Raw genomic sequence first — 23515 nt, 5'->3', positions numbered from 1 at the left:
AAACCGCTGACATTACCTCTTAGTTCCCTAAATTTGCGCGCAGTATGCAATACTTCCTCCTACTGGTGCGCGAACCGAGAGGTTCTTGCCCCTCGGAGCGAGTGATGCTCGCTCACACCACAGCCGGGTCGCCAGAGTGCGCCGCCCGAAGTACAAAGGAGTATTCATGCGGTCATCACGTGCCCTGATGGGCATCATCGGCGTCACGGCTGCGGCCGTGAGTTTGGCGGGTTGCACCGCCGGAGGGGGCGCCACCGCCACGGGCGACGGAACCGCCTTCAGCTACCGCATCCCCGACCGATTCAAGAACTGGCTCGCGGACAACAAGTGGAACCAGCCGCTGCAGGACGGCGCCGGTGTGCAGGTGAACGTCGTCGACGGCGGCCCCGAGAAGCAGCACTACCAGCAACTGGACCTGCTGCTGTCATCCGGCGACCTCGAGGACGCGACCGTCGCCACCATCTCCCAAGCACAGGTGTACGGCACCCAGGGGGCGTTCCTCAACCTCGCACCGCTCATCGAATCCGACGCCCCGAACCTCAAGGCGTACATCGACGAGCACCCCGACTTCAAGTCGCTCATCACCAACGACGACGGCAGTATCTACGGCCTGATCAACGAGTACCCCACGATCGGCCCCGTCACCTTCTATCGGGACGACATGTTCGCCGCGGCCGGCATCACCACCCCTCCCGCGAGCGTCGAGGAGTACACAGCGGCCCTCGAAACCCTCAAGGCGAAGTACGGCGCCACCGATTCCAGCTACTACCCGCTCGGCGGCCGCGATTCGTTCCTCAACTACCAGTACGCGTTCGCCGCGAACGACGGCATCGACGATTCCGGCACCGTGCACGGCATCTACCAGGCCGGTCGCGGAACGGACATCCACTCCGACGGTGCGCGCGACATGATCGAGTGGTACTCGACGCTGTACAACCAGGGCCTGATCGACCCCGAGTGGGTCAAGGGCGCTGTGTCCGAAGAGGACTGGCAGACGAAGATGCTCACCGGGAAGATCTCGATCTCCAACGACTTCTTCACCCGCCCCCAGTACTTCCTGGCCAACGCCGACGAGGCCACCTACCCCGACTACAGCATCGGCACCATGCCGGCGCTGAGCAACGGCGGCGAGCAGATGAAGGTCCCCGCCAACGAGAAGTACAACACCGATCGCGTGTTCGTCGTCAACGCCAAGACGCAGAACTCCAAGGCCATCATCGAGTTCCTCGACTACCTCTACAGCGACGAGGGACAGGACATATACCACTACGGCGTCGAAGGCGAGTCATACGACGTCGTCAACGGCGAGAAGGAGTACACGGTCTCGTACGCCGAGAACGCCGACCAGGAGGTGGGCACGCCCGTGTGGAACTTCGCCCAGGACCGCCTCACGTACCCGGCGCCCGTCGACGACGACGCCTTCTACAAGTGGCAGGGCGATTTCACCAAGTCGTTCGCTGCCGACTACTTCTCCAACGACCTGAAGACCAGCCCCGTTCTGAAGTACACCGCCGAGCAGCAGGAGGAACGCAGCAAGCTGCTCGCCTCGGTGCAGCCCTTCGTGGACGCCGAGATCGTGAAGTTCGTCACCGGTGCCCGCCCCCTCTCCGAGTGGGACAGCTTCCTCAGCGATGCCGACGCTCAGGGGTACGCCCAGATCACCGAAATCGACCAGGCCGCCGCCGACGCAATGAAGTAACGGGCGCTGCGGGGCCCGCGGCACGAACGCCGTGGGCCCCGTGCCCCAGGTGAGGAAACCCCATGAGCCACATCACCGCCGATCCCGCGCAGGAGCTCGCCACCGAGGCGCAGCTCGAAAAGAGCAGCAGCGCCCCCACGGTCAAACCCCGCAAACCGCTCTGGCGGCGAATGGTGGCAGCCCGCTGGCTGTACGTCATGCTCATCCCCGGGCTGATCCACCTCGTGCTGTTCAAACTGGCACCCGTCTCCGCTCTCGTCATCGCCTTCCAGGACTTCTCAACGTTCCTGGGAATCAGCGGTAGCCCCTGGGTCGGGTTCCAGAACTTCATCAACTTCTTCAACGACCCCAACATCGGTCGCCTCGTCGCGAATACCGTCATCCTCGCGGCGCTCGTGCTTTTCGTGAGCTTCCCGATCCCCATCATCTTTGCCCTGTTTCTCAACGAGGTCCGGCTGCGCTGGTTCCGCAAGAGCGTGCAGACCCTCAGCTTCGTGCCCTACTTCGTCTCCTCGGCCGTGCTCGTGAGCATCATGTACACGCTCCTCTCGCCCAGCGGAGGAGTCGTCAACGGCATCATCGAGAGCCTCGGTGGAACGGCCATCTCGTTCTTCACCGAACCCGCCTGGTTCCGCCCGCTCTACACGACCATGCAGGTGTGGCAGAACTTCGGGTACTCGGTGATCATCTACGTCGCCGCCATGGCCAGCATCGACCCCGCGCTCTACGAGGCCGCGGAACTGGACGGCGCCGGCCGCTGGCGCAAAATGTTCAGCGTGACCCTGCCGGGGATCTCCACCATGATTTCGGTGCTGCTCATCCTCAACGTCGGGCAGATCCTCACGGTCGATCTCGACAAGATCCTCCTGATGTACAACCCGAGCGTCTATGAGACCGCCGATGTCATCCAGACGTACGTGTACCGCCTCGCCTTCGCATCCGAAGGATTCCCCGACTACAGCTACGCCGCTGCCGTGGGACTCGTTCAGGGCGTCATCGCCTTCGTGCTGGTCGTTGTGACCAACAGGGCCTCCCAGCGTTTCTCCGACTCGAGAGTTTTCTGACCATGACCGACCTCCGCACCTCTCCCCGGACCGAGACCGAAGCGGTCACTCGCCCCCCGCGCGCTCGTTGGCGTCGTCGCCGCCCCATCGAGTTGTTCGACATCTTCAATGGGGCCGTGCTCGGCCTGATCGCCATCGTCTGCATCTACCCGTTCCTCTACATCCTGGGGGTCTCGCTCTCCGACGGGCACGCGGTGCTGAACAACCAGGTCGTGCTGTGGCCGGTTGACGTCAACATCGAGACCTTCCGCTACATCCTCACCAACGAGCGTCTCGGCGTCGTCCGCTCCCTGCTGAACTCCATCGTGTACACCCTCGCCGGCACCATCGTCGCCGTGGGCCTGACATATCTGACCGCGTACGCGCTGTCGAAAAAGCGCCTTCCCGGGCGCCGCGTCATCATGCTGCTGTTCATCGTCACCTGGATCTTCGACGCCGGCATCGTGCCCGCCTACATCGTCAACAGCGGTCTCGGCCTGGTCAACAACCCGCTGATCATGGTCCTCCCTCTGGCGATCAGCACGTTCCTTCTCATCGTGACGAAGGCGTTCATCGAGGCCATCCCCGAAGAGCTCGAAGAATCCGCCTCCATCGACGGCGCAAACGACTTCCAGATTCTCGGCCGGATCTACCTGCCGCTGTCGAAACCCGTCATCGCCACCATCGCGATCTTCTACGCCGTCCAGACCTGGAACTCATTCCTGTGGCCGCTGATCTACCTGCGCGATGCGTCACTTCAGCCCATCCAGGTCGTGCTTTACCGCCTTCTCCTCGGCAACGCGGATCAGGCGCTGAACTTCCAACAGACCATCAGCAACGGCTACCTGGTCATCCCCGAGAACATCCGAGCCGCCACGATGCTGTTCGCCATCGTCCCCGTGCTCTTGTTCTACCCGTACGCTCAGCGATACTTCAGCAAGGGCATTCTGGTGGGCGCTGTGAAGGGATGAGCACATGAAGGTCGTGACCCAGGGCATCCAGACCAGCTGCGTCTGGATCGCACGCCTGGCGTACCTCAACCTCATCTGGTTGCTTTTCGTCCTCGCAGGGCTGATCGTCCTCGGCTTCTTCCCGGCCACCGCCGCGGGATACCAGATCACCCGCGACTGGGTACACAACCCACGGACGCAGGAGGAGCCCCTGTTCCGCCGGTTCGCCGCACTCTTCCGAGCGAACCTGATTCGAGCAAACGTCGCCGGCGGAGTCGCGGTCGCGATCGGGGTGCTGTTGTTCACCGCTCTCCGACTGGGCTGGGCAGCAACCGGCGCGGCCTGGCAGGTTCCCCTCGTCGGGGGTGCTGTCATCGCGTCCGTAGCGTTTCTCGGCGGCCTTGTGCATCTGCCGTTCCTCGTCGCCCACATGGATGCCCCGGCGCGGTCTCTGGTGCGTTCGTCATGGCTTTACGCCCTCGCGCATCCCGGGAGCACACTCATCATCTGCGCTGCGTGGACCGGTCTCTGCTTCGCCCTGGGGGCCTTCCCGGCCGCGGCGTTGTTCTTCTCCTTCACCCCCATTGCACTGCTCACGGCAATTCTCGACGTGCGCGGATTCCGGCGTATCGAGCAGCGCCACGCTCTCACCGTCGCGACCTGATCGCTGACCAGTGCCCGTAGTGCTCCTTGCCGGCGATGGCTGAACCCACCCGCGCAGGGCGGTGACGCTCAATTCACCCGGGCCTTCCTCGCGTCCGTTCGACGCTGTGATCGCCCGCATCGGTGACTCGTGCACGGGGTCGAACGGATGACGAACGTGCCGGACGCGCCGGGCTCAGGCATATGTGGTTCCGTCGCTCGCGCTCACCTTCTGCGGCGTGCAGTCTGCAACAACGGCTGTTGAGGTGAAGGAGCGACCCCCGGGAGGTAGGGCTGATTTCTCAGCTCGTCCCCGGGGGTCGATGGGTGAGGTGGTGGTGCAACGCTTCTGTGCTCAGGGGACGCGGGTGAGAGCGTGGCCCCGGCTCATCTCAGCCGCTTGCAGCATGGCAACGACCATGCTCTCGTGCGATGCCGTGCCGGTGCCCGCGATATCGAAGGCGGTGCCGTGGTCGACGGAGGTGCGAATCACGGGGAGTCCGACGGTGACGTTCACGCCCGCTTCGATGCCGAGCACCTTCACCGGCCCGTGGCCCTGGTCGTGGTACATCGCCACAATCAGGTCGTAGTCGCCGCGCGAGGCGAGGAAGAATGCCGTATCTGCAGGCAGTGGCCCGTGCACCGCGTGCCCTTCGGCTGCGACGCGCTCGATGGCGGGAGTGATCTTCTCCGCTTCTTCGCCATAGCCGAAAAGCCCGTTCTCGCCGGCGTGCGGGTTGATCGCGCACACGCCGATGCGGGGAGATTCGATGCCCGCGTCGGCCATCGCCCTGAGTCCACGACGTACCGTGCGCTCCACCAGGCCCGGCTCGATGAGATGGACGGCATCGATCAGACCGATGTGTGTGGTGACATGGATGACGCGAATCTGCGGGGTCGTCAACATCATCGAGACCTCCTCGACGCCGCACAGCGATGCGAGCATCTCCGTGTGGCCGGGGTAGATGTGACCACCGGCATGCAGGGCCTTCTTATTCAACGGTGCCGTGCAGATGGCGTCGACGCGTTCGGCCGTGGCCAGCTTCGCGGCCACGGCGATGTAGTGGTATGCGGCGTCGCCCGCGACCGCGCTCAGCTCGCCCCAGGGAAGGTCATGCGGGATGAGGTCGAGGTCGATGACGTTGATGACGCCGGGCGCGTATTCGGCTTCCTCCGGGGCTTCGATGGATCGGATCTCGACGCTTTCGCCGAGGATGTCAGCAGCTGTGCGCAGGCGCGCGGCGTCGCCCACCACGAACGGACGGCACGTGCTCGTCACGGTGCGGTCGAGGAAGGCGCGAACGATGATCTCGGGGCCGATTCCTGCGGCATCCCCCATCGTCACGGCGATGACGGGCGTACTCGTCGCAGCGTTGTCGTCGGTCACTGGATTCCTTCTTCCTGGCGATCCCCGGGGGCGTCCCCGAGGAGGGTGGTTGTGATCTGGGTGAGGGAATCGATGCCCCCGAAACTGCCGGGCCGGGTCACTACCCGGCGTCCGTAGGCGGTCACGGACAGAGCTGCTCCTGGGTGCACCTCTCCCCGGATGGAAAGCGATCGCTCGCCCAGCGCGTGGAGCACGGCTCGAGCGGTCTCCCCGCCGATCAGGCCGAGCCCGATGGTGGGGTCGTGCCGGACCGCATCGGCGGTCGCGTGGCCGACGCGCTGGGCGACGTTGACATCGTGCACACCGTGTTTCGCTTGCGTCTTCACGACGATCGTTCGCGGCGACCGAGTGAGCGCTTCACGAATGAGGGCCGACAGTGTTGCCGTGGCGACATCGGGACGGGCGAACACCGTGGTGGCGTGATACTCCAGGGCAGCGTGCTGCTGGGTCAGGATGGGTTCGAGGCTTCCGAGCACGAGGACAGCCTTTTCGGACGCATCCGGCGTCGTCTCTTCGGTCTTCGCGGAGGAAGAGTGATCCGCCACGAGGGCTTGCAGCAGACCTGCACTCCCGATGGGCATGACCAGGGCCGGTGCTGTACGAATGGCCTCCGCGATGATGCGGAGATCCTCCTCGGTCGTGGAATCGGGGATGAACACGTCACCGATGCGTCCGGCTGCCACTCGTTGTGCGAATGCTCCCGATCGCACATCCTCGAGCGTGAAGGGGTACGGCGTGTGGGATCCGCAGACGGCGGCGAGGGTGTCCGGGGGTGGCCCCGCTTCGGTGCGCCAAGCGGAGTGCTCTGAATGACGCAGAGAAACTCCATCGAGCAGAAGGACGCCGCCTGAGACGCTCCGATTCAGCTGTGGAAGAGCGGGCGCCAAGACGACGGGAGAGTGCTGCGCCGCGGCATCGACGAGCTCGGCCAGAGGGCCGCGCATCTGCGAATCGATTTTGATGTAGTCGACGGTTCCCAGTGCGGAAAGCTCGGTGTTGATCTTGGCCGCTGCTCCAGGTCCGGCGTTCCGCACGTGCAGGTCGAAAACGGTGGCCGAGCCGGAATCGCTTCGCGTGTCGAGGGAAACGGTGGCGCGCAGGCCGTGCCGGTAGAGGACGCCGGCAGCTTCCGCGGCACCTGACAGATCGTCGGCCACTACCCGCATCACCCGCGCGCGGACCCTCATGTCGTCAGCGCCGGCGCCACAACTACGTTGATGCCCGCGGCGTGAAACTCTGCGAGCGTCGCGGCGGGTGCCGACTCGTCGGTGACGAGCGTCCACGGCAGATCGAGCCGGGCCCAGGCGTCAAACGGGGCGTGCCCGAGTTTTTCTGCGTGGGCGAGGACGTAGAGAGAACGGGTGCGTCGCGCGACGACTTCTTTGAACCTGGTTTGCTCCAGTTCCGCCTCGCACAGCCCCCGATCGACGGTCACCCCGTCGGCGCTGATGAAGGCGCGGTCGAAGCTCATACGGTCGAGAGAGGTCTCGGCCAGCGGCCCGACGAACGCGCCACTCAGGGGGCGCAGGCGGCCCCCCAGACACTGCACTGTCATGGACGTCGTCGTCGACAGCTGAGTGACCACGGGCAAGCTCGATGTCGTCACCGTGGCGGGGAAGGTGCGGGTGGAGAGCTCGCGCGCCATGAGAGCGGTGGTCGAACCGCCATCGAGGAAGATCGACTCACCGCGTTGCACCTCATTGGCTGCCCACGCAGTGATGGCGCGCTTGGCGTCGAGTGCCTCCGACCTGCGCTGCAGCAGAGACGCCTCCGGAAGGTGCGACGTGGAGATGGCGCCACCGTAGGTGCGGGCAAGTCGTCCATCGTCGCTGAGATGTGCGAGATCGCGGCGAATCGTCGAGGCAGTGACGCCGAAACGTTGCGCCAGGTCCTCGACGTTGGCCAGCCCGACATCGGCGGCCAAACTGAGGATCTCCTCACGTCGTTCGCGAGTGCGCCGTTGTTTCACCGTGTCACCTCCGTTGGTGTGAGAGAACAGGACTCTCCCCGCATTCTACACCGTTCTGCGCGGTTCGTGCTAACGTTATTGCGCGAAAGGCGCAATCTTTCAGAGCTGAGGAGTGCCACCCATGGTCAACGACGTCCCCCTCGCCGACGCCACTCTGGTGGAAGGGAAGCGGTCACCCCAAGGGCTCATCCCGACCCAGCGTCCCGAGAACCACGCGTCCTTCCTGCATCACTTGCCCGATGGCACACTTGCCGCCGTCTGGTTCGCCGGCGTCCGGGAGGGGATGCCGGACGTCCGCATCCAGATGTCCCGCTTCGACGCGCAGGACGAGACCTGGGGTCCGGCGGAGTTCGTGTCCCCGTCTTCGGATCAGTCCCACCAGAACCCCGTGCTGGCCACCTTGCCCGATGGGACGGTCTGGCTTCTCTACACGACGCAAGACCTGGGAGCGCAGGACACCGCGATCGTCATGAAGCGGACGTCCGCGGACGGCGGCCGCACGTGGGATGAGCCGATGCCTCTCCTCCCGGACCGCGGCGTTTTCATCCGGCAGGACCTCGTAGTGCTCGACGACGACACGTTGCTCCTTCCCATGTTCCGCTGCGAACTGCCGCCTGGCCGTCAGTGGCATGGCGACACCGATACGAGCTTCGTCCTGCGGAGCACGGACGGCGGATCCACCTGGACCCAGATCCCGGTACCCGCGAGCCTGGGCGCGGTGCACATGGACATCGTGCCGTTCGAAGATGGTGAGCTGGTCGCGTTCTTCCGCAGCCGCTGGGCCGACGCGATCCACCGCAGCGTCTCTGCCGATGGCGGCCTCTCCTGGTCGGCACCTGCCGCCCTCGAGGTGCCCAACAACAACTCCTCCATCCACATGCGCCGCGCCCCGCACCTCGGCGCCGACGCTGTGCTCGCTGTGCTGAACCCCGTGGCCGCAGCCCCCGGCACCCGCAGACGGGGACGTCGAGCAGCCCCTTGATGACACCAAGGTCACGGCACCCGGCACCCCGATCCCGCTCGAACGACACTCGGTGTGGGGTGTCGATCGCATCCCCCTCTCCCTGATCCGCTCAGACGATCGCGGCCACACCTGGCGCCGGGTCCTCGACCTCGAAACGCGCGAGACGGTGCCCGCCGAGGTGACCGAGCGTGCCGGGGACCGTGCTTTCGAGATGTCCTACCCGACGGTGGTGCTCGACTCCGAGGGTGACGCCCACATCAGCTACTCGTACTGCCGCCTCGCAATCAAGCACGTGATCGTCGCACGAGAAGTGATCGAGGCCGCCGAATGACGCGCACGACTGCGGTGCTGGGCACCATGACCTTTGGAGACGGCCTCGACGAGACGGCCTCCGCGCTCGTCCTCAAGACCGCTCTCGACTCCGGCATCGTCGACATCGACACCGCCAACGGCTACGCCGGCGGCGTCAGCGAAGAGATCATCGGGCGCGCCCTCACCGGGCGCCGCGATGACGTGCGCCTCGCCAGCAAGGTGGGAATGCCCCACCCGGATGCGGAGGGCGCCGCCCCTCTGTCCTCGGCGGGGATCACACGCTGCATCGACGGGTCGCTGCGTCGACTTCGCACCGATCACCTCGATCTCTACTACCTTCACCAGCCCGACCGCACCACGAGCGTGGGTGAGACTCTCGACACCCTTGGCGCCCTCCTCGCCGACGGCAGAGTCCGGGCCTGGGGCATCTCCAACTTCGCCTCCTGGCAGCTCGCCGAACTCGTGTTCGAGGCGCGCGCGCGGGGCATCCAGTCGCCCGTCATCAGCCAGCAGCTGTACAACGCGGTCTGTCGGCGCATCGAGAGCGAGTACATCGAGGCCGCTGATCGATTCGGTGCACCCGTCATCGCCTACAACCCCCTGGCTGGCGGTCTGCTCACCGGCAAACACAGCTTCCATGCTCCCCCCACAGGAGGTCGGTTCGGCGGCGAACGACTGGGCAGGATGTACACCGACCGGTACTGGGACCCCCGGATGTTCGACGCCATCGACCGTCTACGCGGTGTCGCGGAGCAGGCCGGTCTGGACATGCGAGAGATCGCCCTGCGCTGGCTCGTCGACCGTCCCGGCGTCGCCGGCGTCCTCGTCGGCGGCTCGCGCCCCGAGCAGGTCCGGTCCAACCTGGACACCCTGAGCCGCGGCCCCCTCGACCCCGACCTGACTGCATGCATCGACGAGATCGGCGACTGGTTGAACGGTCCCGTACCCGCATACAACCGATGAGGACCACCACCATGCCCAGCACCCACTTCGCCGACCTCCTGCGCAGCCGCGGACCCATCATCGGATACTGGTCGGTCCTCGATGCACCCGTCGTTCTCGAGCGCCTCGGGCGGGTGGGCTTCGACTATGTCGCCATCGACGCCCAACACGGACTCCTCGGCTACAACGGCATCCTTTCCGGCCTCATGGCCATCGACGCCGGTGCCGCCGCCGGCGGCACCGCGACGGTCGGGCTCGTCCGAGTGCAGAGCAACGACGCCACCGCCATCGGCCAGGCGCTCGATGCCGGCGCACTGGGCGTCATCGTTCCCCTCGTGAACAGCGCCGACGATGCCGCCGAGGCGGTCGCCGCCGCCCGCTATGCACCGAACGGTATCCGCTCCTACGGGCCGATGCGCTCGCAACTGCGCGTCGGGCCCACCCCGGCGGAAGCCGACGCCAGCGTCGTCGTTCTCGCCATGATCGAAACGGCCGAGGGACTCGCCCACGTCGAAGACATCGCGACGACCCCGGGCCTCGCCGGTCTCTACATCGGCCCCTCCGACCTCGCGCTCGCCCTTGGCGCCCGCTGGCCCGGAGACCCCGAGATCGCCGACGAGTTCGCCGCCGCCCTCCAGCGCGTCCGTCTCGCCGCCGAGAGCAACGGGATCGCCGCCATCATCCACACCCCCGACGGAGCTACGGCCCGCACACGCCTCAACGAGGGCTTCACCCGGCACCACCATCGCCAGCGACCTCGTCCACCTCGAAGCGGCCGCACGCGGACACCTGGCGACAGCGAGCGACACCTAATCACCAGCCCGAGAAGCAGAGGTCACGTCATGCCGTCGATCAGCGAGCAGGCGGCTGCTGCGAGAGCACCTCTGCGATCGGGCGCCCGCCGACGGCGGCCGCCAGCAGCAGCCCGGCGAGAAGGTACTGACCGGCGCCGTCGAAGAACGCATCCGTCTCGGCATCCCGACGAGGCACCGCCGAGAGGCGTCGATTGTGCCGCTGTACGTCAGGCCCGCCGCCTCCGCGACGTCAGGCCCGCCGCCTCCTGGGCGTCAGCCGCACCGCGGGCAGCGGCGGCGCCGGGATGCGCTCCGGCCCGTGATCCACGACCGCGCCGAAGCGATCGGCCTGCGCTTCCCACGCCTCGCGCGCCTCGACGATCTCGTCGTGCGAGCGGCCGACGAAGTTCCACCACATCACGATGTCGGCCTCGAACGGCTCCCCGCCCAGCAGGAAGACCCGGGCGCCCTCCTCGCTGCGCAGCTCCAGCGACTCGCGACCCTTGCCGAGGTAGACCAACCGAGTGTGATCGACGGATGCCGCGGTGCCCGGCTCCCCGGCGGTGGAGGGGCGTCGCGCGGCATCGGCGTCGACGGCATCCATTCCCGTCACGGCCTCGGCGGTGCCGGTCATTCCGTAGACGGCGTACTCCCACTCGGGGCGGAGCGGAACGCGCACGTCGACGCCGGCCGGCAGGCGCAGCTCGGCGCCGACGATGGGGGTGTGCACCGTCGCGGGGGAGTCCACCGCACCCAGCGAGCCCATGACGACGACGGCGTCGGCGCCGTCGCCCAGGTCGAGCACCGGCAGATCGTCGTGCCGCTCGAAGGCGGGACCGCCGTGCCGACGAGACTCCGGCAGGGCCACCCACAGCTGCAGCGCATCGAGCGGGATGGGTTCGTCGCCCACCGAGTACTCGGAGTGCGCGATCCCCGCACCGCTCGTCATCAGGTTGAGAGCGCCGGGGCGCACCACGACGTCGCTGCCCACGGCATCCCGGTGTCGCACCTCGCCGATGATCGGCCACGTCACCGTCTGCAGGCCGATGTGCGGGTGCGGTTCGACGCGCATCAGGGTGTCCTGCGGTCCGAACCGGTCGAGGAAGCACCACGCGCCGACCATCGGCAGCGCCCGGTGGGGGAGCGTGCGGTGCACCTCCATGCCGCGCACGCCGCCGAGCGGCACCTCGCGTGCCTCGATGACGAGCGCGCGCGGCCCGTCGCACTCGACCGGGCCCTCGGATGCCGGGGGAGCGACGTCGAGGCGGGTCACGAGGGCTCGCCGGGTCCCGCCGAATCGGCTGCGTCGTCGTCGTCGGTCCACTCGACCACGAGGCCGGGCACCTCGTTCTCACGCAGGTAGTGCGCGACGAAGGGGCACGAGGGGATGACGCTGCCGCCGCGGCGCGCGAGGTCGCCCAGCGCTTCGCTGGCGAGGGTCTTGCCGAGACCCCGGCCCTTGAACGCGGGGTCTACCTCGGTGTGGGGCAGGTTCAGGCGGTCGTCGCCCGCGGGGCGGAAGTCGAGGAACCCGCCCAGCTCGTCGCCCACGTGGATCTCGTAGCGGCGCGCCTCGTCGTTGCGGGTCACGGTCACGTCATCGGCCATCGGCGTCTCCTGTCGTCGGTGTCCACAGCAACGTACGTGGCCGCCGCGATGTTCCGCACCCCCTCGACACGGTCGCAGACGGCAACGCGACGCGAATCCTCATGGACGCCACCACCGGACGATGCGATGTCGATCGGACCGACGCCGACGCCGTCGACCCGACCTTCTCTGCCGACAGGCCATCGCCGCCCCCATCGTGAACGGACGACTGCGCCTTCAGCTGATCCTCGACACCGCATCCGTCGAGATATTCTGGGGCGTCGGCGCCACGACACTCACCGATCAGGTCATCATGGCTGATCCATGGACGCTCACCGCGACCGCCGCCGACGGCATCCCCGAAACTCGCGCGCCTGCGCATCGCAGACCTCACCGGTCAGGAGCACACCGCATGACCACCTGTGACGCCCTCGTCATCGGCGAAGCACTCATCGACATCACGCACGGCGTCGAGGGAACCGTCGCCGAACACGTCGGCGGAAGCCCCGCCAACGTCGCGCTCGGTCTCGGCCGACTCGGTCGTTCCGTCGCGCTTCTCACCCAGCTCGGCGACGACCCGCACGGTGCGCAGACCCGCGGCCACCTCGAGCATTCCCGGGTGCGTGTCATCGGTCCCCGCGCGGCTCGAACCTCGACCGCCACCGCCACCATCCGCCCGGGTGGTCACGCCACCTACGACTTCGACATCGCGTGGGACGCCTTCGCGCCCCCCACCGACATCCAGGCTCGCCTCGTACACACCGGCTCCATCGCCGCCTTCCTGCAACCCGGCGCCGACTCCGTCCTCCACACGCTTGCGAACCAGCCGGACGACACCATCATCAGCCTGGACCCGAACATCCGTCCGGCCCTCACCGGTGACCCCGAAACAGCCGTCCACCGGTTTGCGGAGCTCAGCGGCATCGCGCACCTCGTCAAGCTCAGCGACGAGGACGCGGATTTCCTCTACCCCTGCGTTCCCCACGACGCGGTACTCGACCTGCTGCTGTCGCGCGGAGTCCGACTTGCCGCCATCACCCGCGGCGGGGAAGGGGCCATCCTCGCCTCCGCTCGCGCGCGCGTGACCGTTCCCGCCGTCCGCGTCGACGTGGTCGACACGATCGGTGCGGGAGACACGTTCATGGTGGGGCTCATCGACAGGTACCTCCACGACGACTCGCTCGACGGCGCGGCGCTCACCGCCCTCGGGGCCTTCGCCGCGGGCCTGGCGTCACAGACGGTGAGCCGCGCCGGCGCGGACCTGCCGTGGAAAGAGGACGTTCGCGCGTCGGATCTGCCGGCGTAGCGACCCACAGGGGGTCCGCTTCCTTCAGCAGGCTCAGCGGCTCGAAGCCCCCGTCTGCGCACGCCGCTCGTCGCACCGTTCGCGCCGCTCACCGCACGATCGACGGATGCCGCTGGCCCGCCGCCGCGGCATCCCTTACCGTCGGCGAGTCCGCAGTGCCGCGAGCAGGAGATCCCATGAGCGCTTCCGTCGACGACGACATCGTCACCGATCCGACCCTTCCCCCCGTCGCCGTGGAGCCCGACAAGCTCCGCAGCAGATGGACCCCCGCGAAGATCGCGCTCTGGATCGGGATCGCCCTGCTGGGTGGTCTCGGCTGGACGATGCTCGCGATCGTGCGCGGAGAGACCGTCAACGCGATCTGGTTCGTGTTCGCGGCCGTGTGCACGTATCTGATCGGGTATCGCTTCTACTCGAAGGTCATCGAGCGCTACATCGCGCGCCCCGACGACCGCCGGGCGACCCCCGCCGAGCGCAAGCAGGACGGTAAGGACTACGTCCCCACCGACCGCCGCGTGCTCTACGGCCACCACTTCGCCGCCATCGCCGGTGCCGGCCCGCTCGTCGGTCCGGTCCTCGCCGCCCAGATGGGCTACCTGCCGGGAACGATCTGGATCATCGTCGGCGTCATCCTCGCCGGCGCGGTGCAGGACTACCTCGTGCTGTTCTTCTCGATGCGTCGCGGCGGCCGCACGATCGGCCAGATGGCTCGTGACGAGCTGGGCAGGATCGGTGGCACCGCGGCGATCCTCGCCAGCCTGCTCATCATGCTGATCATCGTCGCGATCCTCGCGCTCGTCGTGGTGAACGCGCTCGGCGAGAGCCCGTGGGGCGTCTTCAGCGTCTCGATGACGATTCCGATCGCTCTCTTCATGGGCCTGTACCTGCGCTACATCCGCCCGGGACGCATCACCGAGATCTCGATCATCGGCTTCGTGCTGCTGATCGGCGCGATCGTCGCCGGCGGCTGGGTCGCCTCGACCGAGTGGGGCTACGCGGCCTTCCACCTCGACCGCACGGTCATCGCCTGGGGCATCATCATCTACGGCTTCGTCGCGGCGGTGCTGCCGGTGTGGCTGCTGCTCGCCCCGCGCGACTACCTGTCGACCTTCATGAAGGTCGGCGTGATCGTCATGCTCGCCGGCGCGATCGTGCTCGTGCGGCCCGAGATCTCGGTGCCCGCGTTCAGCGAGTTCGCCGGCGGCCAGACGGGCCCCGTGTTCAGCGGCCCCATCTTCCCGTTCCTCTTCGTCACGATCGCCTGCGGTGCCTTGAGCGGGTTCCACGCCCTCATCGCCTCGGGCACGACGCCCAAGCTCGTCGAGAAGGAGCGCCAGACGCGCTTCATCGGCTACGGCGGCATGCTGATGGAGTCGTTCGTGGCGATCATGGCGCTCGTCGCCGCCCTGTCGATCGACCGGGGCATCTACTTCGCGATGAACTCCTCGCCCGCCGCGACCCTCGGCACCGTCGAGGGGGCCGTCGCGTTCGTGAACGGCCTCGGCCTCGCGGGCGTCGACCTCACGCCCGACATGCTCACCTCCACAGCCGCGGCGGTCGGCGAGAGCTCGATCGTCTCGCGCACCGGTGGTGCCCCGACCCTCGCGTTGGGTCTCGCGCACATCATGCAGCAGGCCCTCGGCGGTCAGGCGATGATGGCGTTCTGGTACCACTTCGCGATCATGTTCGAAGCGCTGTTCATCCTCACGGCAGTGGATGCCGGAACCCGCGTGGCCCGCTTCATGCTCCAGGACTCGATCGGCACCGTCATCCCGAAGTTCAAGGACCTGTCGTGGCGGCCCGGTGCCTGGATCTGCACGGCGATCATGGTCGCGGGCTGGGGCTCGATCCTCATCCTCGGTGTGACCGACCCGCTCGGCGGCATCAACACCTTCTTCCCGCTCTTCGGTATCGCCAACCAGCTGCTCGCCGCGATCGCGCTTGCCGTGGTGCTCGCGATCGTCGCCAAACGGGGCCGGTCGTACTTCCGGTGGCTGTGGATCGTCGCCGTGCCGCTGGCCTTCGCCGCGGTCGTGACGATCACGGCATCCATGTACAAGATCTTCTCGCCGGTGCCGGCGGTCGGATACTGGGCCAACCACTTCGCCTTCCGCGGGGCGCTCGCCGAGGGCAAGACCGAGTTCGGCACGGCCAAGAGCGTCGCTGCGATGGAGGCCGTCGTGCGCAACACCTTCGTGCAGGGCGTGCTGTCGGTGATCTTCGTCACGCTCGCGATCATCGTGATCGTCATGGCGGTGATCGTGACGGTCAAGGCGCTGCGGGCCGGCGGCGGAGAGAACCTCGAGGATGCGCCCGTGCCCTCCCGTCGCTTCGCCGCCGCGGGCTTCCTCGCCACGAAGGAGGAGCGCGAGATCGAGAAGGAGTGGGAGGCCCTCCCCGCCGACCACCCCGGCCGCCCGTCCGTCTCGTCGCACCACTGAGTCCGCGGGAGATGACGAACATGGATGCCACGGCCCCCGGCCCCCTGCAGCGCGTCGGCGCACGGGTGGTGCGGGCGGGTCGTGGCATCCGGTGGTACGTCACGACACTGATGGGCGACCGGGCCTACGACGTGTACGTCGCGCATCTGAAGGCCCAGCACCCCGACGCGACGCCGCTCAGCGAGCGGCAGTTCTGGCGGCAGCGCACCGCCGAGCAGGACCGCAATCCGGGCGCGCGCTGCTGCTGAGTAGGCTTCGACAATGCTCGATGCCCCGCTGCTCGCCGGTGCGGCGGGCGTGGTCGTCGGCGTCGCACTGACCCTGGTCCTCGTCTACGCTCGCCGCTTCGCGCTCGCCCCGCGCGACCTCGGCAGCGACGCCGAACGGGCCACCCATCGCACGCTGCACGTCGCGGCGGCCGCGGCGGCGGCGCTGCGCGGCGGACGCGACGAACCGGATGCCGCCCGCGCGGCGAAGCACCTGCGCGTGCTGCTGGCCGCCGACGCGGTGGCGATCGTGGAGTCGGGGACCGATCGGGTGGCCGTCGACGGCCCCGAGGCGCTCGCCGGACCCGCCCGGCGGATCGCCGCCCGCGTGTACGAGTCGGGACGTCGGCAGGTCTTCAGCGAGGCCCGCGAAGCCGCGGTCGGCGCGCCGATCGTCGTCGACGGGCGGGTGTGGGGCGCGGTCGTCGCCTTCGCCGCCGACGTGCGCGCTCCGCTCGTGCGTGCCACGGGCGATGTCGCCGACTGGTGCGCGGCCCAGATCGAGCTCGCGGGGCTCGACGCGTCTCGCGCGGCCCTCGCCGAGGCGGAGCTCAGGGCGCTGCGGGCGCAGATCAGCCCCCACTTCATCTACAACGCCCTCACCGCCATCGCGTCGTTCATCTCGACCGACCCGCCCCGGGCGCGTGATCTCGTGCTCGAGTTCGCCGATTTCACGCGGTACTCCTTTCGCCGGCAGGGCGAGTTCACGACGCTGTCGGAAGAGCTCCGCAGCATCCACTCCTACCTCGAACTGGAGCGCGCGCGCTTCGGCGACCGCCTGACCGTGCGGCTGCGCATCGCCCCCGAGACGCTGGCGACCGTCATCCCGTTCCTGTCGGTGCAACCCCTGGTCGAGAATGCGGTGCGCCATGGGCTGGAGCGACGCGAACGCGGGGGCGTGCTCACCGTGACGTCGATCGACGACGGCACGCATACCGAGGTCATCGTCGACGACGACGGCGTGGGGATGGACCCCGATGAGCTCGCCACCCTGCTCGACCTCGACGCCCCGGCGTCGCACGTGGGACTCCGCAACGTCGACGCGCGGCTGCGCCAGCTCTACGGCCCGGGTGGGGGGCTCGTGATCGAGACCAACGTCGGCTCGGGAACATCGGTGCGCCTGCGGGTGCCCAAGTCGCAGCCGCAGCACGAGACGGCGCGCGCATGAGCGTCGAGGTGCTCGTGGCCGACGACGAGGCGCCCGCGCTTCATGAGCTGGCGACGCTGCTCGCCGCCGACCCCCGGGTGACGGTCGTGCACACCGCGAGCGGGGGAGCCGAGGCGCTGCGGCTGCTCGAAGGGGGCGGGATCGCGGTGGCGTTCCTCGACATCCACATGCCCGGCATCACCGGCTTCGATCTCGCGAAGGCGCTTGCGGGGCTCCGCTCTCGCCCCGCCGTCGTCTTCGTGACGGCCGATGACTCCGGCGCGGTGCGGGCGTTCGACCTCGAGGCGGTCGACTACGTGCTGAAGCCCGTGCGCGTCGAACGGTTGTACCGTGCGCTCGGGCGCGCGCTCGCCTCCTCCCCCGGCGCCGACACTGTGGACGACGAGACCATCGCCGTGACGGTCGGCGCGACCACCCGCCTCGTGCGGCGGGCGGAGGTGCGCTGGGTGCAGGCGAACGGCGACTACTCGCGGCTGTACACCGCGGCATCCGATCACCTGGTGCGCGTGCCCCTGTCGGAGCTCGCCGAACGGTGGGCCGATGCCGGCTTCGTGCGCGTGCACCGCTCCTCCCTCGTGCACCGCGACGCCGTCACCGAGGTGCGTTTGGCGGGCGCGGCGCCCACCGTGGTGCTCGCCGACGTGGAGTTGCCGGTGAGCCGGCGGCTCCTGCCCTCCGTGCGCGACGCGCTGCTGCGCTGACTCCGCACCCGCTGCGCTGCTAGGGCCGCTGCGCTGCCGGCGTCGGTGCGCTGCCGATGTCGCCGCGCTGCCGGCGCCGCCGCGCTGCTGGCGTCGCCGCGCCGCCCTCTCTGTTGACTTGCGGGAAATGCCCGCCGGATGAGCGCGTCGGCGTGCATACGGCGCGAGTCAGTGGCACCCATCGGGTCGGCTTGCGCATCGACGCAGACGAGAGCGGGTGTCACGATGGGATGCCATGACCGACGACGAGCGTCCCCTGCCGCGCGTGCGGGTCACGGCATCCACCGCGGGGCGGGTGTCGCGGCCCGCGACGCGCGGGTTCGCCTTGCCGGGACGTGTGGCCGACGACGCCGACGAGGTGTTCTCGCGAGGTCTGGTGCGTGCACAGCTGCGTCTCGCGCTCGGGTGCGTCACGGCGTTCCTGGTCGTGGCGGCGGCACTGACCGGCGTCATCGCCGCCCTGCCGTCGCTCGGCGACCCGACGGTGTTCGCGGTGCCCCTGTCGTGGGTCCTGCACGCGTACGGCTTCTACCCCCTGATCCTGGTCTTCGCCCTGATCTACGCCCGGGCCGCAGCGCGAAACGAACGTCGATACCGGCAGCTCACCGAACCCGAGGATGCCGCGTGAATCCGGTGTTCGACCTCGCCGCGGTGGGACTGCTCGTGATGATGACCGCGGCGCTCGGCTTCGCCGGCATCCGGTCGTCCCGCACGCGTAGCGACTTCTTCGTGGCATCCCGCAGCGTGGGAAGCGTCTGGAATGCCTCGGCCATCAGCGGCGAGTACCTCTCGGCCGGCACGTTCCTCGGCCTGGCGGGCCTCGTGCTGCTCTCGGGAGCGGAGGGGTTCTGGTTCCCGATCGGCTACGCGGCGGGGTATCTGCTCGTGCTGCTGTTCGTCGCAGCGCCCCTGCGTCGGAGCGGGGCGTACACGATCCCCGACTTCGTCGAGGCGCGGCTGGAGTCGCGCGCGGTGCGCCGGGTCACCAGTGTCGTCGTGCTCGTGATCGGGTGGCTGTACATCGTGCCGCAGCTGCACGGCGCATCGCTCGCGCTCGGGGTCGTCGCCGACGTGCCGCCGTGGACGGGCGGGGTGCTCGTCGCCGTGCTGGTGGCGGGTATCGTCGCGGCCGGCGGGATGCGGGCGATCACGGCGGTGCAGGCCTTCCAGTACTGGCTCAAGCTCACGGCGCTGCTGGTGCCCGCGGTGTTCCTGCTCGCGGCGCTCTCGGGCGGCGGCTTCGACATCGATCCCGCGCGCGTGTTCCCGGCCGAGAGCGGCCCGGGTGCCCTCGACGTATATGCGACCGTCTCGCTGCTGCTCGCTCTGCTGCTCGGCACCATCGGTCTGCCCCACGTGCTCGTGCGGTTCTACACCAGTCCGAACGGCGCCTCGGCCCGGCGCACCACGGTGGTCGTCATCGTGCTGATCGGCGCGTTCTACGCGGTGTCGTCGACCATGGGCCTGATCGCGCGGGTGGTCGCCCCCGATCTGGCGGCGCCGGGCGTCGCCGACACGGTCGTGCTCGCGCTGCCGTCGCGGATTTTCCCGGGGCTGCTGGGCGAACTGCTGACCTCGCTCCTGGTCGCCGGGGCGTTTGCCGCCTTCCTGGCGACGTCGTCGGGGCTCGTCGTCTCGCTCGCCGGCGTCGTCAGCCAAGACGTCTTCGGCGGGGGAGTGCGGTCGTTCCGTCTCTCAGCGGTGCTGTGCACGGCAGTGCCGTTGGGGGTGGCGTTGCTGACGCAGCCGGCCGGGCTCGTGGCCAGCGTCGGCCTGGTGTTCGTCTTCGCGGCGTCGACCCTGTCGCCCGTGCTGCTGCTGGGCGTGTGGTGGCCGCGCCTCACCGCGCGCGGGGCGGTGGCGGGCATGGTGGTCGGTGCCCTGTCGTGCGGGGCGGCGCTGCTGGCGGGTGGGGCACTGCGCGGCACCAGTGGATTGGCGGTGCTGGTGACGCAGCCGGCGGCTTGGACGATCCCGTTGACCACGGCGGTCATCGTCACGGTGTCGCTGCTCGACCGCGGTGGAGCGCCCGTGCGCGTGGAGCGGTACCTGGCGCGTCTGCACACGCCGGACGCGTGAGGCGGGCACGTGCGGCGTCGGCGGCGGGGCTTCGCCGGGCGGCGGTGAGCGCGTTCCGTTCGGGCGTGCAGCGATAACGCCTGCGCCGAGAAACGGCATCCGCGGGGGGAAACGCGGTGTCGAGGCGTTTCTGCCACGGAATCGCGTTTCTCGCCGGAAATACACGCCGTACCCCCGCTCCGCATGAGAATGCGCGAGTGGCGCGGGGGCGTTCCCGTGTGCCCCCGCATGCGCCGAGAAACGCCATCCGCAGTGAGAAACGCGGTGTCGAGGCGTTTCTGCCACGGAATCGCGTTTCTCACCGCGCGAGAACACTCCCGCGCGCCGGGCCGACGTGAGAAGCGGGCGTCAGCCGTGCCGCGCCCGCGCCCGCAGCGGGTCCAGCACCGCCTCCGCCGCCCAGGCCGCGGCATCCGCGATGTCGCGCCCGCGCAGGCCGAGCTCGTGCCGCATCGTGACCCAGGTGGTGGAGGAGTCGAGGTGGCTCAGCGCCGTGACGATGGTGAGGCGCTCGTCGGCGTCGAGGCCGGTGATCTCGCGGTCGAGCAGCCGCTCGAACTCCGCCCGGTGCGGTGCGGGATCGGCGCCGTTGACGCCGCGCATCGCGGTCTCGGCCACGACGTGCGCGAGCTCGGGCCGGCGCTCGTAGGCGGCCATCGTCTCGCGGATGGCGAGGGGCACGTCGAAGATCGACTCCGACGCCGGGCGCGAGAAGATCGTCGCTTCGATCCACGCCGCCGTGGCGAGCAGCAGGTCGGCACGGGCGGGGTAGTAGCGGAAGACCGTGCGCTCGCCGACGCCGGCGCGAGAGGCGATGATGCGGAACGACACGTCATCCGTGCCGACCTCTTCGATGAGCTCGGCGTAGGCGACGAGGATCGCGGTCTCGGTGCCGGGGGCGTTGTCCTGCGTCTTGCGCGCGGCCATCACGCGGCCCGCGCGGCCCCGGTCGCGGCGGGCAGCACGCGGTCGACGGCGCGGTCGAACAGCCGCGAGGTGGTCTCGGCGTCGGCGTCGAACGAGGTGCGAAGCCGTGCCCAGTACATGGCCGAGGCGAAGGTGCGCAGGGTGGCGGCGGCGCGGTGGGCGTCGCGACGGTTCAGATGGGGGGCCGTCTCGGCGAGCATCGCGACGATGGCCTCGGTGAGAACGGATGCCGAGCGCTGCCCCGTGGGAGAGAGGGCGGCGCCGCGGGCGGCGACGAAGGCCAGCGCCGGCTGGGCGTCGTACGCGCGGAAACGCCCGTGAACGGCAGAACGGAACTCGGCCAGTGTGTGGAAGGCGCTCAGCGGCAGGTGCTCGTCATCGATCCAGGCGGCGAGCGCCTCGAGAAGATGCGACCGCGTGGGGAACCGGCGATAGACCGTGCGTTCCGACACATCGGCGAGCTCGGCGATGTCGGCGTACGAGATGTCTTCGAATGTGCGGTGACGCAGCAGCACGGCGGCACCCGCGAGCAGAGACGGCGTCGACCCCGTCGCTTCGTCGTTCATCTCGCCTCCAGGCCGTCGTCGCGGGCGGCGTCGACGGGCTCGGGGGGAAGCACGTAGCGATCTGAATCGTCGAGCGTCAACGCCAGCGACGACACGAACTGCACCTCTCCCCCCGGGCCCGGTTCTGCCGAAACCAGCATATCCGGCCGTTCGAAGACGTAGCCCGTGACGTGGCAACGCAGGCGCTCGCCCGACGGGTTGCCGTCCTCGTCGAGAAGGGGGAGCGGGATGCCGTCCGAGCGGCGTCGCAGGTAGTACCGCCCGCGCGTGACGACCGCCATCGCGGGCGTGACGACCGCTGCCACACCGATGGCGACGAGTACCGACAGCGGTTGCATCCCGGGGCCGAACACGCCGGCGAAGCACAGCAGGGAGGCGACCGATGCCAGGCCGACCGAGACCGGCCCGACGGGGTTCCAGTCGTGCAGCATGCCGCGGCGGAACTCCGGGAACCGGGGAGACAGACGCAGAACGTGCTTGTTGACGACGATGTCGACCGAGATCGTCACCAGCCAGGCCATCACGACGTTGGCGTAGAGGCTCAGCACGAACGAGATGAGGCTGAACACGTCCATCAGCATGAGAGAGAGGGCGATGACGAGGTTGAACACGACGAACACCGTGCGGCCGGGGTAGCGCTTGGTCGTCCGGGTGAACACGTTCGACCAGGCCAGCGATCCGGAGTAGGCGTTGGTGACGTTGATCTTGACCTGCGCGACGACGATGAGCAGCAGCACGAGAACGAGCGCCAGCCATTCGGGCAGCAGCGACTCGTAGAGCCCCAGGAATTGCTTGACCGGCTCGACGGCGTCGTCGTCGATCGACGGGTCGATCTTGGTCACCAGGTAGACGGCCAAGAAGATGCCGATGATCTGCTTCGTGCCGCTGAAGATGACCCAGCCCGGTCCGCTGAACACGAACGCCGTCCACCACGAGCGGCGGTTGGCGCGGGTCAGGGGCGGCATGACGCGGATGTAGTCGATCTGCTCCGCCAGCTGCGGGGTCAGGGCGAAGCAGACCGCGGCGCTGGAGGCGACGGCTCCGAGCGAGACCGTGCCGTCGGATTCCCCGGCGAACGACCAGAAGCCCGCCACGGTGCTCGGTTGCGAGATGAGCACCCACGCCAACGGCACGAGCGCCAGCACGAGCCACAGCGGCGTCGTCCAGAAGTGCAGGCGCTCCAGCGCTCGCATCCCGAAGATCACGATGGGGACGACGACCACGGTGGAGATGGCGTACCCGATCGGCAGGGGGACTCCCGCGGCCACCTCCAGCCCCTGCGCCATGATCGCGCCCTCGAGCGCGAAGAAGATGCAGGTGAAGCCCGCGAAGATGATCGTGGTGATGATCGAGCCGTAGTAGCCGAACCCCGAACCGCGCGCGATGAGGTCGAGGTCGATGTTGTACCGGGCGCCGTAGAACGCGACCGGGAACCCCACGGCGAAGATGATGACGGATGCCACGACGACACCGAGAGCGGCGTTCTGGGCGCCGTGCTCGAGCCCGATGCTCGCGCCGATGGAGAAGTCGGCGAGGAACGCGATCGACCCGAGCGCGGTGGCGCCCACCGATACGGCGCTCCACCGGCGGAACGAGCGAGGGACGTAGCGGAAGGCGTAGTCCTCGAGACTGTCCTCCGCGGCGGCGCGTGCGTCACCGCGGAGGGGTCTGCCTCCAGCCGCCCGTTCGCGCACGCTCACCTCGCTCGTTCCCTGCGCAGAAATCCTCGCCGCCCCGCGTTTCCCGCGCGTTGCCGCAGCGAGACGAAACGC

The 23515-nt window shown here is 68.5% G+C and carries 23 protein-coding genes and 2 pseudogenes; 16 read left to right on the top strand and 9 right to left on the bottom strand.

The annotated features are described in order from the left end of the window. The first annotated feature begins 166 nt into the window (after window positions 1-166). The 4 genes from QE410_RS14770 to QE410_RS14755 all read left to right on the top strand — a co-directional run bounded on the left by QE410_RS14770 (window position 167) and on the right by QE410_RS14755 (window position 4356). Entirely contained in the window at window positions 167-1699 is a 1533-nt protein-coding gene (locus QE410_RS14770; protein ID WP_307333402.1) for an extracellular solute-binding protein, read from the top strand. A gap of 62 nt (window positions 1700-1761) precedes the next feature. Continuing rightward, window positions 1762-2763: a sugar ABC transporter permease gene (locus QE410_RS14765; protein WP_307333399.1), complete on the top strand. Its 1002-nt coding sequence runs from the start codon at window positions 1762-1764 to the stop codon at window positions 2761-2763. Window positions 2764-2765: 2 nt separating this feature from the next. After that, a complete protein-coding gene (locus QE410_RS14760; protein WP_307333397.1) occupies window positions 2766-3713 on the top strand; it encodes a carbohydrate ABC transporter permease in 948 nt (315 codons plus the stop codon). 4 nt (window positions 3714-3717) lie between these two features. Further along, window positions 3718-4356, top strand: a complete 639-nt coding sequence (locus QE410_RS14755; protein ID WP_307333395.1) for a YesL family protein — start codon at window positions 3718-3720, stop codon at window positions 4354-4356. 333 nt (window positions 4357-4689) lie between these two features. On the opposite strand, the gene pdxA is transcribed toward QE410_RS14755, so the two are convergent. From pdxA to QE410_RS14740, 3 genes are read right to left on the bottom strand one after another with little or no spacing between them, the layout of a single operon-like run. Next, window positions 4690-5673 carry a 4-hydroxythreonine-4-phosphate dehydrogenase PdxA gene (gene pdxA / locus QE410_RS14750; protein WP_307334565.1) on the bottom strand — a complete coding sequence of 328 codons (984 nt, stop codon included), beginning with the start codon at window positions 5671-5673 and terminating at the stop codon, window positions 4690-4692. Between the two features lie 44 nt (window positions 5674-5717). After that, window positions 5718-6878 carry a four-carbon acid sugar kinase family protein gene (locus QE410_RS14745; RefSeq protein WP_307333393.1) on the bottom strand — a complete coding sequence of 387 codons (1161 nt, stop codon included), beginning with the start codon at window positions 6876-6878 and terminating at the stop codon, window positions 5718-5720. Between the two features lie 26 nt (window positions 6879-6904). Further along, window positions 6905-7690 (bottom strand): DeoR/GlpR family DNA-binding transcription regulator, encoded by a 786-nt coding sequence (locus QE410_RS14740; RefSeq protein WP_307333391.1) that lies wholly within the window; start codon window positions 7688-7690, stop codon window positions 6905-6907. A gap of 121 nt (window positions 7691-7811) precedes the next feature. Between QE410_RS14740 and QE410_RS14735 the strand changes: the two genes are divergently transcribed. From QE410_RS14735 to QE410_RS14720, 4 genes and pseudogenes are all read left to right on the top strand, one after another. Beyond that, window positions 7812-8672 (top strand): sialidase family protein, encoded by an 861-nt coding sequence (locus QE410_RS14735; protein ID WP_307333390.1) that lies wholly within the window; start codon window positions 7812-7814, stop codon window positions 8670-8672. Window positions 8673-8724: 52 nt separating this feature from the next. Next, the gene (locus QE410_RS14730) at window positions 8725-8985 is read left to right on the top strand and encodes an exo-alpha-sialidase (RefSeq protein ID WP_307333387.1); all 261 of its coding nucleotides are present in this window, start codon (window positions 8725-8727) and stop codon (window positions 8983-8985) included. After that, on the top strand, window positions 8982-9929 hold the full coding sequence (locus QE410_RS14725; RefSeq protein ID WP_307333385.1) for an aldo/keto reductase: 948 nt from the start codon (window positions 8982-8984) through the stop codon (window positions 9927-9929). Before QE410_RS14730 ends, QE410_RS14725 begins: the two co-directional genes overlap by 4 nt. After that, window positions 9872-10528, top strand: a pseudogene (locus tag QE410_RS14720) (HpcH/HpaI aldolase/citrate lyase family protein); the annotation flags it as partial. The gene QE410_RS14725 and the pseudogene QE410_RS14720, both read left to right, overlap by 58 nt. Window positions 10529-10760: 232 nt before the next feature. On the opposite strand, the gene QE410_RS14715 reads toward QE410_RS14720, so the two are convergent. From QE410_RS14715 to QE410_RS14705, 3 genes are read right to left on the bottom strand one after another with little or no spacing between them, the layout of a single operon-like run. Next, window positions 10761-10898, bottom strand: coding sequence for a hypothetical protein (locus tag QE410_RS14715; RefSeq protein ID WP_307333383.1), 138 nt, complete (start codon window positions 10896-10898; stop codon window positions 10761-10763). 54 nt (window positions 10899-10952) lie between these two features. Next, complete coding sequence (locus tag QE410_RS14710; protein WP_307333381.1) at window positions 10953-11975, bottom strand: pirin family protein; 1023 nt, start codon at window positions 11973-11975, stop codon at window positions 10953-10955. Next, window positions 11972-12310, bottom strand: coding sequence for a GNAT family N-acetyltransferase (locus QE410_RS14705; RefSeq protein ID WP_307333380.1), 339 nt, complete (start codon window positions 12308-12310; stop codon window positions 11972-11974). Before QE410_RS14705 ends, QE410_RS14710 begins: the two co-directional genes overlap by 4 nt. Before the next feature lie 121 nt (window positions 12311-12431). Between QE410_RS14705 and QE410_RS17155 the strand changes: the two are divergent. From QE410_RS17155 to QE410_RS14670, 8 genes and pseudogenes are all read left to right on the top strand, one after another. Next, window positions 12432-12590 (top strand): annotated as a pseudogene (locus tag QE410_RS17155) (GH32 C-terminal domain-containing protein); the annotation flags it as partial. 111 nt (window positions 12591-12701) lie between these two features. After that, window positions 12702-13595: a PfkB family carbohydrate kinase gene (locus tag QE410_RS14700; protein ID WP_307333378.1), complete on the top strand. Its 894-nt coding sequence runs from the start codon at window positions 12702-12704 to the stop codon at window positions 13593-13595. A 176-nt stretch (window positions 13596-13771) separates the two neighbouring features. Continuing rightward, on the top strand, window positions 13772-16036 hold the full coding sequence (locus tag QE410_RS14695) for a carbon starvation CstA family protein (RefSeq protein WP_307333377.1): 2265 nt from the start codon (window positions 13772-13774) through the stop codon (window positions 16034-16036). A 20-nt stretch (window positions 16037-16056) separates the two neighbouring features. Beyond that, a complete protein-coding gene (locus QE410_RS14690) occupies window positions 16057-16284 on the top strand; it encodes a YbdD/YjiX family protein (protein WP_307333375.1) in 228 nt (75 codons plus the stop codon). Between the two features lie 13 nt (window positions 16285-16297). After that, window positions 16298-17470, top strand: coding sequence for a sensor histidine kinase (locus tag QE410_RS14685; RefSeq protein WP_307333373.1), 1173 nt, complete (start codon window positions 16298-16300; stop codon window positions 17468-17470). Further along, on the top strand, window positions 17467-18171 hold the full coding sequence (locus QE410_RS14680) for a LytTR family DNA-binding domain-containing protein (RefSeq protein ID WP_307333372.1): 705 nt from the start codon (window positions 17467-17469) through the stop codon (window positions 18169-18171). The genes QE410_RS14685 and QE410_RS14680 overlap by 4 nt, the downstream gene beginning before the upstream one ends. Window positions 18172-18406: 235 nt before the next feature. Then, on the top strand, window positions 18407-18799 hold the full coding sequence (locus QE410_RS14675) for a heavy metal transporter (protein WP_307333371.1): 393 nt from the start codon (window positions 18407-18409) through the stop codon (window positions 18797-18799). Next, window positions 18796-20250 carry a cation acetate symporter gene (locus QE410_RS14670; protein ID WP_307333370.1) on the top strand — a complete coding sequence of 485 codons (1455 nt, stop codon included), beginning with the start codon at window positions 18796-18798 and terminating at the stop codon, window positions 20248-20250. Before QE410_RS14675 ends, QE410_RS14670 begins: the two co-directional genes overlap by 4 nt. Before the next feature lie 348 nt (window positions 20251-20598). On the opposite strand, the gene QE410_RS14665 is transcribed toward QE410_RS14670, so the two are convergent. The 3 genes from QE410_RS14665 to QE410_RS14655 are packed head-to-tail and all read right to left on the bottom strand — an operon-like array spanning window position 20599 to window position 23443. Beyond that, the gene (locus tag QE410_RS14665; RefSeq protein ID WP_307333368.1) at window positions 20599-21177 is read right to left on the bottom strand and encodes a TetR/AcrR family transcriptional regulator; all 579 of its coding nucleotides are present in this window, start codon (window positions 21175-21177) and stop codon (window positions 20599-20601) included. Then, window positions 21177-21743 (bottom strand): TetR/AcrR family transcriptional regulator, encoded by a 567-nt coding sequence (locus QE410_RS14660; protein ID WP_307333366.1) that lies wholly within the window; start codon window positions 21741-21743, stop codon window positions 21177-21179. The genes QE410_RS14665 and QE410_RS14660 overlap by 1 nt, the downstream gene beginning before the upstream one ends. Continuing rightward, window positions 21740-23443: a cytosine permease gene (locus QE410_RS14655; protein ID WP_307333365.1), complete on the bottom strand. Its 1704-nt coding sequence runs from the start codon at window positions 23441-23443 to the stop codon at window positions 21740-21742. The genes QE410_RS14660 and QE410_RS14655 overlap by 4 nt, the downstream gene beginning before the upstream one ends. Window positions 23444-23515 lie beyond the last annotated feature (72 nt).

Origin of the sequence: Microbacterium sp. SORGH_AS_1204 (assembly GCF_030818935.1) — a bacterium.
GTDB lineage: Bacteria > Actinomycetota > Actinomycetes > Actinomycetales > Microbacteriaceae > Microbacterium.
Note: the sequence above shows the minus strand (reverse complement) of the source record. Positions and strands in the feature narration are given on the sequence as shown.

Bases quoted from the DNA above. Each gene is read 5' to 3' on its own strand.
- QE410_RS14690 (WP_307333375.1), top strand. From the start codon at position 16,057: ATGGATGCCACGGCCCCCGGCCCCCTGCAGCGCGTCGGCGCACGGGTG.
- QE410_RS14660 (WP_307333366.1), bottom strand. From the start codon at position 21,743: ATGAACGACGAAGCGACGGGGTCGACGCCGTCTCTGCTCGCGGGTGCC.
- QE410_RS14760 (WP_307333397.1), top strand. From the start codon at position 2,766: ATGACCGACCTCCGCACCTCTCCCCGGACCGAGACCGAAGCGGTCACT.
- pdxA (WP_307334565.1), bottom strand. From the start codon at position 5,673: ATGGGGGATGCCGCAGGAATCGGCCCCGAGATCATCGTTCGCGCCTTC.
- QE410_RS14770 (WP_307333402.1), top strand. From the start codon at position 167: ATGCGGTCATCACGTGCCCTGATGGGCATCATCGGCGTCACGGCTGCG.
- QE410_RS14685 (WP_307333373.1), top strand. From the start codon at position 16,298: ATGCTCGATGCCCCGCTGCTCGCCGGTGCGGCGGGCGTGGTCGTCGGC.
- QE410_RS14705 (WP_307333380.1), bottom strand. From the start codon at position 12,310: ATGGCCGATGACGTGACCGTGACCCGCAACGACGAGGCGCGCCGCTAC.
- QE410_RS14735 (WP_307333390.1), top strand. From the start codon at position 7,812: ATGGTCAACGACGTCCCCCTCGCCGACGCCACTCTGGTGGAAGGGAAG.
- QE410_RS14725 (WP_307333385.1), top strand. From the start codon at position 8,982: ATGACGCGCACGACTGCGGTGCTGGGCACCATGACCTTTGGAGACGGC.
- QE410_RS14680 (WP_307333372.1), top strand. From the start codon at position 17,467: ATGAGCGTCGAGGTGCTCGTGGCCGACGACGAGGCGCCCGCGCTTCAT.
- QE410_RS14675 (WP_307333371.1), top strand. From the start codon at position 18,407: ATGACCGACGACGAGCGTCCCCTGCCGCGCGTGCGGGTCACGGCATCC.
- QE410_RS14665 (WP_307333368.1), bottom strand. From the start codon at position 21,177: ATGGCCGCGCGCAAGACGCAGGACAACGCCCCCGGCACCGAGACCGCG.
- QE410_RS14755 (WP_307333395.1), top strand. From the start codon at position 3,718: ATGAAGGTCGTGACCCAGGGCATCCAGACCAGCTGCGTCTGGATCGCA.
- QE410_RS14695 (WP_307333377.1), top strand. From the start codon at position 13,772: ATGAGCGCTTCCGTCGACGACGACATCGTCACCGATCCGACCCTTCCC.
- QE410_RS14700 (WP_307333378.1), top strand. From the start codon at position 12,702: ATGACCACCTGTGACGCCCTCGTCATCGGCGAAGCACTCATCGACATC.
- QE410_RS14765 (WP_307333399.1), top strand. From the start codon at position 1,762: ATGAGCCACATCACCGCCGATCCCGCGCAGGAGCTCGCCACCGAGGCG.